The organism is Roseobacter sp. YIN89 (genome assembly GCF_057219365.1).
In genome coordinates, this window is the sequence record NZ_JBXVVD010000003.1 from 696873 (window position 1) to 711878 (window position 15006).

General features: G+C 55.5%; 11 protein-coding genes and 1 tRNA gene. 4 read left to right on the forward strand and 8 right to left on the reverse strand.

Annotated elements, in window-relative coordinates:
- Nucleotides 1-18 precede the first annotated feature (18 nt).
- Nucleotides 19-528, reverse strand: coding sequence for an acyl-CoA thioesterase (locus tag AC2D8V_RS15745; RefSeq protein WP_484734517.1), 510 nt, complete (start codon nt 526-528; stop codon nt 19-21).
- An 85-nt stretch (nt 529-613) separates the two neighbouring features.
- Between AC2D8V_RS15745 and AC2D8V_RS15750 the strand changes: the two genes are divergently transcribed.
- Together AC2D8V_RS15750 and AC2D8V_RS15755 are read left to right on the forward strand one after the other, a co-directional pair.
- Nucleotides 614-2233, forward strand: coding sequence for a long-chain-fatty-acid--CoA ligase (locus AC2D8V_RS15750; RefSeq protein ID WP_484734518.1), 1620 nt, complete (start codon nt 614-616; stop codon nt 2231-2233).
- A 77-nt stretch (nt 2234-2310) separates the two neighbouring features.
- On the forward strand, nt 2311-2751 hold the full coding sequence (locus AC2D8V_RS15755; RefSeq protein ID WP_484734519.1) for a hypothetical protein: 441 nt from the start codon (nt 2311-2313) through the stop codon (nt 2749-2751).
- A 1310-nt stretch (nt 2752-4061) separates the two neighbouring features.
- On the opposite strand, the gene AC2D8V_RS15760 is transcribed toward AC2D8V_RS15755, so the two are convergent.
- The gene (locus AC2D8V_RS15760) at nt 4062-5090 is read right to left on the reverse strand and encodes an ATP-grasp fold amidoligase family protein (protein WP_484734520.1); all 1029 of its coding nucleotides are present in this window, start codon (nt 5088-5090) and stop codon (nt 4062-4064) included.
- A 595-nt stretch (nt 5091-5685) separates the two neighbouring features.
- Nucleotides 5686-6414 (reverse strand): alpha/beta fold hydrolase, encoded by a 729-nt coding sequence (locus AC2D8V_RS15765; protein ID WP_484734521.1) that lies wholly within the window; start codon nt 6412-6414, stop codon nt 5686-5688.
- 520 nt (nt 6415-6934) lie between these two features.
- Between AC2D8V_RS15765 and AC2D8V_RS15770 the strand changes: the two genes are divergently transcribed.
- Nucleotides 6935-7798 (forward strand): lysophospholipid acyltransferase family protein, encoded by an 864-nt coding sequence (locus AC2D8V_RS15770; RefSeq protein WP_484734522.1) that lies wholly within the window; start codon nt 6935-6937, stop codon nt 7796-7798.
- A 325-nt stretch (nt 7799-8123) separates the two neighbouring features.
- Here AC2D8V_RS15770 and AC2D8V_RS15775 read toward each other — a convergent pair.
- From AC2D8V_RS15775 to AC2D8V_RS15795, 5 genes are all read right to left on the reverse strand, one after another.
- Nucleotides 8124-8197 (reverse strand) — tRNA-Gly (locus tag AC2D8V_RS15775).
- A gap of 49 nt (nt 8198-8246) precedes the next feature.
- Nucleotides 8247-9086 carry a class I SAM-dependent methyltransferase gene (locus tag AC2D8V_RS15780; protein ID WP_484734523.1) on the reverse strand — a complete coding sequence of 280 codons (840 nt, stop codon included), beginning with the start codon at nt 9084-9086 and terminating at the stop codon, nt 8247-8249.
- Nucleotides 9087-9088: 2 nt separating this feature from the next.
- Nucleotides 9089-11122, reverse strand: coding sequence for an ASKHA domain-containing protein (locus AC2D8V_RS15785; RefSeq protein WP_484734524.1), 2034 nt, complete (start codon nt 11120-11122; stop codon nt 9089-9091).
- Between the two features lie 149 nt (nt 11123-11271).
- Nucleotides 11272-12246, reverse strand: a complete 975-nt coding sequence (gene speB, locus AC2D8V_RS15790; RefSeq protein WP_484734525.1) for an agmatinase — start codon at nt 12244-12246, stop codon at nt 11272-11274.
- Nucleotides 12247-12315: 69 nt separating this feature from the next.
- The gene (locus AC2D8V_RS15795; protein WP_484734526.1) at nt 12316-13221 is read right to left on the reverse strand and encodes a hypothetical protein; all 906 of its coding nucleotides are present in this window, start codon (nt 13219-13221) and stop codon (nt 12316-12318) included.
- Nucleotides 13222-13545: 324 nt separating this feature from the next.
- Here AC2D8V_RS15795 and guaB point away from each other — a divergent pair, with 324 nt between their 5' ends.
- Nucleotides 13546-14994 (forward strand): IMP dehydrogenase, encoded by a 1449-nt coding sequence (gene guaB / locus AC2D8V_RS15800; protein ID WP_484734527.1) that lies wholly within the window; start codon nt 13546-13548, stop codon nt 14992-14994.
- Nucleotides 14995-15006 lie beyond the last annotated feature (12 nt).

Sequence of the window (15006 nt, forward strand, 5' to 3'; positions counted from 1 at the left end):
TGAAACCGGCGATCCGGTTCAGCTTTCAGGCTTGGCGCCGTCGTCCTCGACAAATCTTGTCCGCAGGGCGGATGGGATGGGATAGCGCCCGGACCCGTCAGGCTGAAGCAGGACAAGCACGCATTCAAAAGTCGCGCGCAGCGTGCCACCGGACCATAGCTCCTGATGCATTGTAAAAGATGTGTTGCGGAAGGCGGTGCAACGGCAGGTGACAATGTAGGTTTCATCCATGAGCATTTCGCGCTTGTAATGGATCGTACCCGACCGGATTACGATGCGCGGTCCTTCAGCTCCGCCCAAGCTGCGCGACACGTCGTAAAGTGACATGTATCTGACCCGGACGCGTTCAAACCATTGCAGGTACACTGCGTTGTTGACGTGCCTGAGAACATCAAGTTCGGAAAATCGTACCTGATCCGCCATAGCGAGCGGTGCAGGCGTGGCAATACCTTGTGCAGCTTGTTCTTTTGCGCTCAGCGGGGTGAGATAAGGAAGGGTCATGCGTGCAGTGCTATCGCCACGGGCCATGAAAGCCAAGTCTTGCCAGATCAGACGCAAGCAGGCAGGTTCAGACAACCGGGAATAACCGGCACCCTAGGGAGGAGAGACAGTCATGCTGGGCCAGATGATGCAGGCGCCTTTGCTGATTTCCGCGTTGAGTGCGCACGCCGCACGCTATCACGCGCAAACCAAGATCGTATCAGTTAACACAGGCGGCGGGGTCGAGGTCACCAACTGGGGCGGCGTGGACGCCAATGCGCGCAGGCTGGCATCGGCTCTTTCTGGCTTGGGTTTGTCACAGCAAGCGCGCTGCGGCACGATCGCGTGGAACAACCGGCGCCATCTGGAAATTTATTTCGGCACATCCGGTGGGGGATTTGTCTGCCACACGATCAATCCGCGCCTGTTTCCCGAACAGCTTGTGTACATTCTCAACCACGCCGAGGACGAGGTGCTTTTTATCGACCGCACCTTTGTGCCGCTTGTTGCCGCGATCCACGCCCAATTGACGACGGTCAGGCACATCGTCTTGCTGGAAGCTGAGGTCGGTGATGCTTCAGAAGCTTTGCCAGGGATCATTGCCTACGATGATCTGCTGGCACAAGGCGATCCGGCCTATGAGTGGCCGCAATTCGATGAGTTCACCGCGTCATCCTTGTGCTATACCTCAGGGACGACGGGCAATCCCAAGGGCGTGCTATATTCGCACCGCTCAACCGTGTTGCACAGCTTTGCCTGCAACCTGACCGACACCGTTGGATTTTCCGCAACCGACATCGTTCTTCCTGTAGTCCCGATGTTCCACGTGAATGCGTGGGGGACACCTTACGCCTGCGCGATGGTCGGTGCTGAGCTGGTTCTGCCGGGGCCCAATCTCGACGGGGCCTCATTGATTGGTTTGATTGATACATACCAGATCAATATCGCTCTTGGCGTGCCGACAATCTGGCTGGGTTTGCTGGGTGAGGCAAGAAAGTCCGGCAGCGAATTGAAATCACTGCAAAAAACAGTTGTCGGCGGATCCGCATGCCCGCCATCCATGATCGACGCCTTCCGCGACGAGTACGGCGTCGAGACGATCCACGCTTGGGGCATGACCGAAATGTCCCCCATCGGTTCGGTCAATCGTCCTCTGGCGAAACACGCCGAAATGCCGGTGGAGGCGCAACGCAAGCTGCGAGAGAACCAAGGCCGTCCGCCTTTTGGCGTGGAATTGGCCCTGCGCGACCCGGAAGGCAACGTGCTGCCCCATGACGGCGAAACGCAGGGCGAATTAGTCGTCCGCGGCCCGTATATTCTGGACGCCTATTTTCACATGGGTACGGAAGAAACCCTTCAGGACGGTTGGTTCAATACCGGAGATGTCGCAAGAATTGACCCGGACGGCTATCTCACGATCATGGACAGGGCGAAGGACATCATCAAATCAGGCGGCGAATGGATCAGTTCGGTAGATTTGGAAAATATCGCCATTGCCCATCCTGCACTTTCCGATGCCGCCGTGATTGGCGCTCCACATCCGAAATGGGACGAAAGGCCTGTGCTCGTCGCGGTCGCCGCTGAGGGGCAAAATCCCAGTGTCGACGATGTTCTGAGCATTTTCGACAACAAGATCGCGAAGTGGCAGCGTCCTGACACGGTGGTGTTCACGGACGCGCTACCGCGCAATGCAACCGGAAAGGTGCTCAAGCGGAACTTGCGCGACAAATTCAAAGACGTCTTGCTGCCGTAGATCGTATTTTTACCTAATTTCATCACCATAAAGACAAGGGTTCTGATGCGATTCCCTTGATGAAAGGATACTGACCGATGAAATTCCTCGCGCCGATCTGTGCCGTTCTGCTGCCAGTCGCGGCCCATGCGGGTCCAGACCGGGTGTCGATCCTGCTGGGGTCGGAACATTTTAACGCCAGCGAGGAGTTTCAAGAATTTAATCCGGGCGTGTTTCTGACCTGGGAAGGTACGCTCGATTACAGCGTCGGCGTCTATTACAACAGCTACGAGGAAATCAGTCCGATCGTTTCGGTCGGGTACGATTTCTGGGAAGGCGACAACTGGGCGTTTGGCGCTTTTGCCGGCCTCGCGCTGTATCCCGGCGACGGAGACCGTTTCGAGATCGCAGTCGGCGACCTTATCTTGCTGGGAGGGCTGCAAGGGCGATACGGCAACTTTTTCGCGCAACTCATCCCCGGCAACGGCCAGTCCACAGACGGCGTTCTGGCCGTTGGCCTGACCTTCGAACTTGATTGATAAGTGACGGAACGAGTAGAGTTTTACTTTGTCCGCACAGCGGAAGTAGCCAGAATTTTCGCCAGCGTCCGCTTTTATGCCAGGAAACCATTCAAAGACAAAACTTCGAATTTTCAATCGTGAACGGCAGCAAGTCGCGAGATAGCAGACGTTCCCCAAAATTCGATGAATGACCGCATCACGCCCAAAGTATACGCCGGTTCGACGCGTGTGTGTTTTTCCGCAGCGAAAGGCGCAAATTTTCGGTCAAAACGTAAGTTTGACAGTTTCTGTCGCCTCAAGCTACGCTGACATTTTTTGTTTTTATCCTTGCGAGCCTTACAGTTGGGTCGGCACAAGCTGCCACGTGGACGCTGAAAGATGTGGTCTTCGAAGATCAAGGGTGGGCGATTGGCTCTTTCGACATTAGCGATACAGGTCCTGTCGTGTATTCCAACATCGATGTGACAACTTTCGATGCATCTGGAGGGGTCGTACAAAGGTATTTCGACTATCGTACCGATGGGTTCGTGGGCGGACAGAGTATTGCCCTCATCACCTCCGATGGATTGTCGGCCGGCGCTTTGAACTTTCTGCTGTCAGTAGCACCGAGCAATCTCAGAAATGCTGACCTACTGATGACAGATGAGTTCGACTTGAAGACGTCAAGCTCAGTCGAGGGCACGTGCGTGTTTTCGGTTTCTTGCTCAATACAGCCGACCAGATATGTGAGTTCGGGAAGCGTCTCTCGGGCGCCAATTAACGCTGTACCGCTGCCTGCTTCGCTTCCCCTGCTATTTGCTACGTTCACCGCTTTGGGTCTGTACAGGCGTATTAAGTAAACGGCGCTATCAAGCTTGTGCGTTGGAGGGAGCGTAGGGTTTCGACGCAAAAACAGCTTGTCGTTCAGCAGAGCACGGGCTGCTTTGCCCAACTGTTACACATCAGTGCCCGACGCAACGAAGGCCGCAATCGGTTTCGGCCCGTTTGTACGGTTTGTCTGTTCGGTTTCGGGAAATCGCTTACCAGACATGACACGGGAAAAACTTAGTAAGTCGCGCTTTTCACGCCACGGAAAGCGCGCGTCTCCCTTGGTGCCGTGTGCCGTGTGTCCCCATTCTGCCTCTGTCAGCAAACGACCGCGCGCCCATTATTCAAATCGAGCCGCGTCATTCCAAGGCACATGGACGCCCGGTTCGTCCTGAAACCAAACAAGGTCAGGAGCGTTTGGCCCGCGAAACCAGCACCGTCAAACCGCATCGCGCCCAAACTTGTCATTCAGAAACACCTGATGCCGATTACATGAAACTACGTGAAAAATTCCAATGCCATCACGCAGGCGGCAAGCTTGGCAGTTTTTCGTTGGCTCGATCCAGAGCGCGTTTGAGCATTCCGAGATAAATGCGCCGGCCAATTCCACCTGATCGCGTACGAATAGCCCAAGACATGCGCAGGTCCCATGCCCGACTGATTTGGGTATCAGGATCGGCACCGCCGCTTGTGATGTGTCCTCCCTGATTGTATATTGTCATTTCCGTCAACCAAAGCTTGCCCTCGGCTTCCAAAAGATCGACGCGCATGTGATCGAACGGCGCGCCAAGATCGCGGGCAAGCGAAACAGCACGGCCCAGAATACCTTCCAATGGAACTTCAATTTTGCCGTCGCATACAGATGGCGCGCGGTCCAGCCGGAAAAATTCTCCTTTCCCGTCAGGTTCGAAAACCTGCCCAAAGCGCCCGTTTGGCCGGTCCTGTATATGAACAATCCGCTCAATGCGTCGCCCAAAGGTGTAAAACTTCAGATCGTTGAGATTGTCGCTGCTCTGGCCAATTCGTTTTTCGGCAAACACGCGCGGCGTAACGTTTTTGTACCCCCATTCACCAAAAGATAAACTGAAGTCTCTGTTCAAGGCGTGCTCCAGTTTCGCTATTACGGCGTCGCGAGAATGTTCATTGCACCACATGGCGAGATAAGATCCCGAGTCGTGATTGGCTTTGATCATGACGTCTCCGGTCATCAATTTCTCAGGCAGTGCGCGTGGAGAAAAACCCGCCCAAAGTACTGGCGTCATGGAAAGGTCCAAACCAGTTTCGCGTAAGTATTTCCGCAATTCCAGTTTGTCGGACAGGCGCACAAAGGTTGGATCGTGGTCAAACACTTTTCGCCAAAGGAATTTCTCATTGGCGGATCTTGGAAATGAATGGAATGGATAACGCCCAAACGACCGCGCGCGCCGGACAGACTGCCTGTAAAGCCGTGGATGGGAAATAAAAATACCGACTTCTACGAAAGCAAATAAAAGCGTTGCAACCACGCGTTCAATTATCATCTGCGGTGAAGAATTCCATTTTGGCAGCATCTTAGAGAGACATTAAGCGTTACACCCGCCTAAAGCAATTTCGGTTTCGAATGAGATACACAGGTGAAATCACCATTTTAGAGATGCCCGAGAGATAAGCTTGGCAGTGAATTTCGGCATCCGAAATGTCCACTCAGCGGAAGCAGGTCGTTGTTCAGCCTTTGTCTGCTCTTGGGCAAGGCACTCGTTCGGAACCAATTATTGAGTTTCCAGTGGCAACCGGCATATTAACGCGACACAGCGACCTTTGGAACGACCAGCCCGAATATCGGCATCAAGCTCATCTGGATAAAAAATCGGTTTTTGGTCAGGTTGGTGACGGTTTTCACCGCGCACGCTGAAGGGGTTCAATTTGCCAAAGGAACCGTCAGAACCGGTCTTCGGGTTAGCAGCGCGTCCATACGTTCGCGCATGTATCAAATTCGACGGAACCGCACGAATTTCGCAATCTGGGGTACTTCAACAAAATCAGCTCAAAGGCTCCGTTTAATCGGCGTTCACCCGCTGCAAAGGGCGTTCCCGGACCAGAGGCGGACAACCGAATTATTATACGCGCGTTATTTTGCGTGTTTGGCTCAAGCCAAAATTTGCAAGCTTACAGTCCCCAATGCGGTTTCAGATGGGCAGCAAATGCTTCGGGTTTTTCGCATATACCCCAGTGACCGACGCCTTCTTCCACGTGCAAAGGAATTCCCCAGCGTTCGCTGAAACTTCGAGCCACTTTTACGGGTACGAAAGGGTCATTCACGCCCCACAAGATCAGGCCACGGTCAGAGATATTTGAAAAATCCATAGTCCAGTCTTTCGGATTCTTGGCAGACCGATAAAGCTTCAGGATCGATTGCTTCATGTTTTTGTCAATCAGGGGTGCTTCATGTGCTGCGATTTTTTCGGGCATACCGCTGTCGATTAGGGTTTTCTCAAACTTGCGAGCATTGCCCAGCAACATGAACAGTTCGCCCAGAATTGGCGTTTGCCACAAACGCGCCATGGAATGCCATTCAAAGCTGGGTTCTGGCGCCGCATTCACAACTGTCCAAGACCGTATCTTTTCCGGGCGCATTTGCGCAGCCAAAGCAATGAGCGGGGCCCCCCAATCATGTCCGATTATGTCCACTGGGCCGTGGGTTGCAGCTGTTTCATCAAGCGTTTGGACAACCCATTGCAGGTAGGCGTCTCTGGTTGCACTGAAAGAGCCATGCGATTTGCCATCAAATCCCGGCATGGTCGGGGCGACAAAGCTATCTGGCGAAAGGTTCATTGTTTCTATCAGTGGAGACCACATGTAGCTGGTATCCGGCACACCATGGATAAGTACTTTCACTTAAGGTCTCCTTCCGTAGCAAAAACTTGAACGAACCGTAGCAGGAAAGAGTATCAAGTGGCAGCTTCGTTCGTACGGCGGGATCAGAACGATGTTCCGCCCGTGTCCGCTGTTGGGGAAGGCAGTCGTTCGGAATCAACTTTTGAGTTTCCGGCCATGAAGAACCGCGTTGCGCAACAAAACACACAACCTCAAAAACCCTGCGAAGGTCAGTATTCAGCACGGAGCAGACTTCCGATTAGCCTCAAGAGCTTATATTGTTCGGTCATGGCCCTGGTGCCTGCTCATGATGAGCTTCAGCAGCATAGTTAAACTGTGGATCAATGACCTTTTCATTCTATTGGCTTCGCGGCATTGATTACCGGCAAGTAGGCAGATCCCTTATGACAGTATTCTCCCGACCAACCATTCGGCGCTTTCTAGGGCACTGTTCTAAACTGCACGCATTCGCTGGGGCACAACCCTATGCAGTTCAGGTCAATACGAAGGATTTGTTTTGAAAAAGCGCAGAAATCAAATCTTGGACCGGATAACAGACCTCTTTTTCAGAGCGATCATCCGACTCGCGCTAGTTCTGCCTTATCGCTGGCGCGTGCCGCTTTTGGGCTGGATTGTCTCGCGTATCGTTGCGCCGCTTGCAGGTTATTCCAGGCGTATACGCGCAAACCTCGCGCATGTTTTGCCAGAGCTTTCAAAAGCAGAGGTCGGCCGTATTTGCCGCGACGTACCAGACAACATTGGCCGCACACTCATGGAGTTTTACTCGAGTGATGACTTCAGCCAGATCATGCGCAAAGCGTCGGTTTCCGGTCCGGGTCTTGAAGCTTTCAAAGATGCGCAAGCCGCGGGCAAACCGGTAATTATTGTCTCAGGTCATTTCGGAAACTACCAAGCAGTGCGCGTTGCTCTGAGAGAGATGGGGTGGAGCATCGGCGGGCTTTATCGGCCAATGAATAACCCCTATTTCAACGAGCATTATGTCACCGTGACGAAGAGGATCGGCGAGCCGCTCTTCGCACGAGATCGACGCGGCATGGCGGGCCTCGTGAAGTATTTGAGGCAAGGCGGAGCTGTAGGGTTGCTAATTGACCAGTATTTTCATCAGGGTGAAGACTTGTTATTTTTTGGCAAATCAGCACCCACAGCGACTTCGGTCGCGGAACTGGCTCTTAAATACAATGCGGAGCTCATCCCGGCCTACGGCATCCGCAACTCCGATGGCATTGCCATCGATATTGTACTGGAAGCGCCAGTACCCCATACCGACCCTGTTACTATGACCCAAGCTTGCAATGACAGTTTGGAAGCGCAAGTCCGCAAACATTTGGGCCAGTGGCTCTGGATCCATCGTCGCTGGAAGCCGGAACGAGATCGAAGTTCGTAAAAGGTTAGGCTAAAGCAATGCGAGCGCCTTTAACCACTGGCTGGACTGTTTTCTGTTGGGCTCGCTGTATTGACGTCACTGATCCAGAAACAGCGGCAAATCCTTTTTTAATTACGTATTCCTATTCTTCACGAACGGCAGGTTTGGCCACACCTCGGTCATTCAAGTACCTTGCGAGAATAGCGATTTTTGGTCGTTTTTTAGGGGGCCCGAACTTAGGAACATGGCGCTTCTTAGAACGAGCATCGCTGCCCCCAAATGGGGACTTGTGGGGATTGGGCACAAACTCAAAAAGACAAGTGCCCAGTAAAAAGAGTAATTTTTTTGGAGCGGGTAACGGGAATCGAACCCGTAACTAAAGCTTGGGAAGCTGCCGTGATACCTTTTCACCATACCCGCGCGCTGAACGTGAGTTAGTGAAACCGCAGATCACCGTCAAGTGCATTGATCACGCATGGATACGGGCAGAAAAGAAGTTGATTTCGGCAGGCACCAACACGGCCTCGCCCTGCACGAACCCGCGATAGCCATCGGCAACACGTTCTGCAATCGCGCGCAAATCACGCTCACCACCGGAAAAATGCTCAAGCGTTCGCGCGGCGGGCCCAATCAAACTGGATTGATGTGCCACGTCACGCAGATCGCCCAGCGGTGTCAGCGACAACGCGACCGCCTCACCCGAGACATCAGTAAATCCGGCGGCGCGCAGAATGCCTGTAACCCGGTCAATGTCCCGAAACGCCATAGGGCCGGGGGCGTCCGGATCTATCTTTGGCGGCGCGCCCAGCACTTCCTTGGCCGCCAGCATCGGCACCTTGAACCACGGGTTCGCATCAAGCGTTGACCAGCACGCCATGGTCAGCCGCGCGCCCGGGGCCAAAGACTTGCGAATATTGGCAAATGCTGCAACAGAATCTTCGAAAAACATGGTGCCAAAACGCGAAATGACGCGATCAAAACCCGGCGCGGGAAACGTGGCCTCTGCGGCGTCAGAGACTTCAAGCGTCACGTTGGGATGCATCTTGGCAAGCTCTTGTGCCCGCGCGATCATCGGCGCAGAGATATCCACCCCGGTGACGTGCCCTGAGGCCCCTGTTAACGCGGCAGCCCTGACAGTGCTGGTTCCGGTGCCACAGCCGATATCAAGCACCCGCTGTCCCGGCTGGATATCCGCGCGGCGCAGGACTTCATCAAGGATCGGAGCAAACGACGCGTCGAGCCTGTCCTGATGTTCGACCCAAACCTCTGAAAACGCAGTCCAGAACTCTTTTTGCGCTTCGTTCGACATGACTATCCTCTGCGTCTGCGCCTTTTGCCGCCGGACTCTCCGCCGGTATTAAACATGACGTCCGGCAGGGTAACCAACGCATTCAGGATGGGGAAGGGATCAACAGCATTGGGCATTGCGGATGCATTGACGAAGTGTTCCTGAAAACGGGGCTCTATGGCCGTCTCGACCTTGTGTATGGCGCCGACCGTTGCCTCGATCTCACCTCTTGCGCCCCGGTTCAGCAACGCGATGCGCGCTCCGGTACCCGCCGCATTACCTGCAGAGTAAACCTTGTCGAGTGGTGCATCCGGGATCATCCCCAGTACCATCGCGTGTTTTGGCGAGATATGCGCGCCGAATGCGCCCGCAAGAACGACCCGGTCGACGGCATCAACACCAAATTTGTCCATCAGCAGGCGCGCGCCGGAATAAAGTGCCGCTTTGGCCATTTGGATTTCGCGGATATCGCGATTTGTGATGGTAATGCGCGGGCCGCCATCGACCGTGCCGTCATGCACAAGGTATGAATACGTGCGCCCATCCAGAAAGCAGCGATCAGACCCGGTTTGATCGGGCGCGCCGATAAGTCCGCTTGCATCGACGATGCCGTGCATACGCATTTCAGCAACCATCTCGATAATGCCAGAGCCACAGATGCCTGTGATCCCGGTCGATCCCGCCTCCAAGACAAAACGCGGGTCATCAGACCACAGATCACTGCCAATCACCTTGAAGCGGGGGGCCTTGGTGACCGGGTCAATCTCGACACGTTCAATAGCACCGGGCGCCGCGCGTTGCCCTGAACTGATCTGCGCTCCTTCAAATGCAGGCCCTGTCGGCGAAGAGCAGGCGAGAACCTTGTCTTTGTTGCCCAGCAAGATCTCGGCGTTGGTGCCTACATCGACAACCAGCACCAGATCATCAGACTTGTCAGGTGCTTCGGACAAAGCAACAGCCGCCGCATCCGCGCCTACGTGGCCAGCGATGCAAGGCAGCAGATAGACCCGTGCCGACCTGTGGATATTCAGTTCAAGATCATCACCGCGCAGGCGCAACGCTGAATTCGTCGCCAGTGCGAAAGGTGCCTGACCAAGCTCGAAAGGGTCAACGCCCAGAAACAGATGATGCATGACCGGATTGCACACGAAAACCGCGTCAACGATCAACTGCCGGTCGACACCCGCGTCATCCGCGATTTGCTTGAACAAATCGCGCATACCCTGTCGTACCGCACGCGTCATCTCCTTGGCGCCGTCGGCATTCATCATCGAATAGCTGACACGGCTCATCAGGTCTTCGCCATAGCGGATTTGGGGATTCATCAACCCGGATGAGGCAAGCACCTCGCCAGTTTGAAGATCGCACAAATGTGCCGCGATGGTGGTCGACCCGAGGTCCACCGCCAACCCGTACACCGTACCGTCGTAATAACCGGGCCAGATCATCATGATCCGGGGGTTGTTCTCATGATCGCCCAGATGCACGGCCACAGTGACCTTCCAGTTCCCCTTGCGCAGGATGGGCTGCATCTCCTGCAAGATATGCAGGTCGGCTGTTACGTTTTCCAACTCCCACTGATCGCGCAGCGCGTCGCGTAAACGTTCCAGATCGCCCGAAGGATCATGCATATCCGGTTCTTGGACCTCGACGTAGAAAAGTCGGGTAGACGGATCAAGGGTGATGTCGCGGACCTCGGCGCGTTTGCGCACGACCTGCTTGTGCACCTGGCTTTCCGGCGGCACGTCTATGACGACGTCCCCCTGCACAGTGGCCTGACATCCCAGTCGCCGACCGTCGATCAGCCCGCGTTTCTGCTTGTAGCGTTCCTCGACCTTGTTCCACTCAGACAGTGCCCCGGCCTGCACGGTCACGCCATGTTTGGAGAATTCGCCATAGCTCGGCGCCACCTGACACTTTGAGCAAATACCGCGCCCCCCGCACACAGAATCAAGGTCGACACCAAGCTGGCGCGCTGCCGTCAGAACCGGCGTACCAACCGGAAAATGCCCACGTTTGCCCGATGGGGTAAAGATCACCAGAGGATCACTGCTCATGCCGAAAGTCGCCTCATGTTTTTGCCTGCGGGCAGGATAGCTGTCGGGCCGGGAAACAAAAGCCGGTCCGCGTCACTTAATAGGCTGGTCGCGGCATATTGGACGTCATTTTTGTCATAAACATCATGAGGCTGGCGCAGCGCAGCATCTTAAGGTTGAACCTCGGGCAACGCGCTGCGTGCGTGAAAGATAAAACCGAGCGTATTGAGCAGCAATTGTGCAGCCAGAATAGCGGTCGAGCCCGTCGGGTCATAGTCCGGCGCGACCTCCACCAGATCAATACCAACAACCGGATTCCGGTGCGCCACGGCCTGCAACAGTTCAAGCACTTCGTAGTAGAGAAAGCCGCCATGGCTCGGCGTCCCTGTCCCCGGCGCGATGGAGGGACAGAACGCGTCGATGTCTATGGTAATGTAGAGCCTTGCGTCGCGCGGGATGCGCGCGACCAGCGCTTCCGTTCCCAGTGTCCGGGCCTGTCTGACGGACAGAATGTCAGACCCCATGGAACGCGCCGCTTCATAACCTTCACGCGCAGTCGAACTGACATTACGGATGCCGACCTGGGTCAGCCCTGTGACGTATTCCTTTTCGGCAGCACGGCGCATCGGGTTGCCATGGCCATGGCGTACACCGTGCCGTTCATCAACAAAATCAAGATGCGCATCGATTTGAAGAATATGGATATCTCCCTGCCCATCGAACGCCCGAATGCAGGGGATATTGACCGAATGATCGCCGCCGATCACCACTGGCAGAGCACCGGCCGCAAGAGCCGCGCGCACACCTGTTTCAATGTTGGCGTGGCTTTTTTCCGTGTCCGTATGCACGATATCCGCGTCGCCCATATCAACAATCCGTACATCGGCAGGCAGATAGGTGGCGTCGTCCTCGTGGTCGTAAGCCCCTGCATGACCGAAACTGAACAGCGTCGAGGCCTCTCGGACCCCGCGTGGGCCAAACCGCGCCCCCGCGCGCCACTGTGTTCCGGCATCAAACGGGGCTCCCAGAACAGCAACATCAGCCGCAAGCTGAGACCAGTCGCTGGCAATGGGCTTTTTGGCAAAGCTTGAAATGCCGACAAAGGGCAGATCAAGCCGCCCGCTTTCATAACCGTGCCCTGCCAAAACCGTGCCTTTCCATTGATCGCTCTCACGCCACTTTGCGCAGAAACGCAGACAGCGGCAACGCTGGAATTAACCTGTTGATGACTGCGCTGTTCGTTTGTGGTCGGCTTCAGCGCCATGCAACCTGTCCATGACCCACTCCGGCAACACAAGCTGTGCAGCGCGATCCACTGAGCGTACGAGGACCTCACGACGCTTTTTCCGAATTTCACGTGTCATGCCAAACTCGACCCGGGCGCGCGACAGCGCCAACAGTTCGGCGGCTCTTTGCGCATCAACTGCCTGCCGGACCACTCGGGTATCACAGTCAAAGCCAGTCTCGCCAATGCCGAATGCACTTAAAAATTCTAGCAAGAAGGCATGTGCGCCTGTTCGGATTGTCTCGAAGTGTTTTATTTCCAAAGACGCATGCGGTGCCGCAGAGGCAATCCTGTCACAAAGCGTTTCGTAACTCAGACTATCAAAGTCGATTTGTTCGCAGAACGCATCGAGGGTATCCGTGACCGCGAGGTTTCTCAGCGCTTCGCAGTACAGGCTGGGCAACAGGCGATCAAACCGACGCTGGTATAGCAAAAGTGTCGTGTCGAGATGGTCCAAACCATGCAGCACGCGGCGCAAACACGCGTCCGCAAGCGGATAAAACTGCGCCGGTGTCCCGACCCGGATCATTTGCGAATACAGCGGAAAACCGATGCGGTTTTCTTCCGACAGTAAAATAACGCGGGCATCGGCGCGCTGCGCCGCCTCGATGATTTTACGGTTTACACCTTCCAGAGCATTTTCTGGCGGAGAAACACGTTGAGGTATCTGCAGGCGTCGCAAGACGTTGCGCTGGCGGGCGATGGCACCGGGCATTTCCGCATTCACGTAAAATACCCTTTGGTCTCTCAAAAGGTTCAGGTTCTGCAGCAGGTTCTTCTGAATAAGAGACGACCCGGTCTTGTGAATGCCAAGATGAAAGCAAAGGCGCATCACCCCTTACGCTCCCCAACCACGCAAGAAAACAAATGAGCGGTACGAATTGCGCCTTTTGACCTTATGGCTTTGCCTCCTGCGGATGTCGCCGCTGGTTTGACAGCCATGGCGATCGTCGTGTTTTTTGCAAAGATTACGCATTCACACCCATGGGTAAAGAGACCAGTTCGGATGCCGCGCAAGAAAAGCCGGTACGAGATTGTGGTGTCGCATTCGTTGGCATCTCCCGTCCTGACACTCTAAAACGGCCAATTTGCCCTTTCCATTTTCTCCGCCCCATGAAATAGGAAACTGCCAAATGAACACTCCAAAGCGAGGTGCACAATGGAGATTCGTGAGGCTCTCACCTTTGACGACGTATTGCTGGTGCCGGGGGCATCGTCCGTGCTGCCATCCACCGCCGACACGCGCACCCGCGTGACCCGTCGCATCTCGATGAACATTCCGTTGCTCAGTTCCGCCATGGACACAGTGACCGAGGGTCGGATGGCCATTGCCATGGCGCAGGCAGGCGGGATCGGCGTGGTTCACCGCAATCTCGACATCGAAGAGCAAGCGCGTGAAATCCGACGCGTCAAACGGTTTGAATCCGGGATCGTTTACAACCCGATTACACTGCGTGCACACCAGACGCTCGCAGACGCCAAGGCCTTGCAGGAACGTTACCGTGTCACCGGATTTCCCGTCGTGGATGAAAACGGGCGCGTGCTTGGGATCGTGACCAATCGGGATATGCGTTTCGCCAGTGATGACAGCACGCCGGTCTCGGTGATGATGTCGTCCGAAAACCTGGCCATTTTGCATGAACCTGCAGATCGCGAAGAAGCGATCAGCCTGATGAAAGCCCGGCGCATCGAAAAACTTCTGGTCACAGACAAGACGGGCAAGCTGACCGGGCTATTGACCTTGAAGGATACCGAACAGGCCGTCCTCAACCCGACCGCATGCAAGGATGATCTGGGCAGGCTGCGCGTCGCCGCGGCGACAACCGTAGGGGATGCAGGCTTTGAAAGGTCAGAGGCGCTGGTTGATGCCGGTGCGGACATGATCGTGATCGATACGGCGCACGGCCACTCAGAGGGCGTCGCCGCAGCGGTCAAGCGCGCCAAGGCGCTGTCGAATGACGTGCAGATCGTTGCAGGCAACGTGGCGACTGCCGAAGCGACCCGCGCGCTCATCGACGCGGGTGCCGACGCGATCAAGGTCGGCATCGGTCCGGGATCGATCTGCACCACGCGCATGGTCGCAGGTGTTGGCGTGCCGCAACTCACAGCGATTATGGACTGTGCCGCTGCCGCTGGTGATACGCCCGTTATCGCAGATGGCGGGATCAAGTTTTCCGGCGACTTCGCAAAGGCGATTGCGGCGGGCGCGTCTTGCGCAATGGTCGGCAGCATGATTGCCGGCACCGACGAAAGTCCGGGCGAGGTGATCCTGTATCAGGGCCGAAGCTTCAAGAGCTATCGCGGCATGGGATCGCTTGGCGCCATGGCGAGCGGCTCTGCGGACCGGTACTTTCAAAAAGATGCCGCCAGCGACAAGCTGGTCCCCGAAGGGATTGAGGGGCAGGTCGCCTACAAAGGGTCTGCCGGGGCGGTGTTGCACCAACTGGTCGGAGGACTGCGCGCGGCCATGGGGTATACGGGCTGTGCCACGGTGGACGAGATGCGCCAGAACTGCCGCTTTGTAAAAATTACGGGTGCCGGGCTCAAAGAAAGCCATGTGCACGACGTGCAAATCACGCGCGAGAGCCCCAACTACCGCGTGGGCTGATCAATGCCCCAC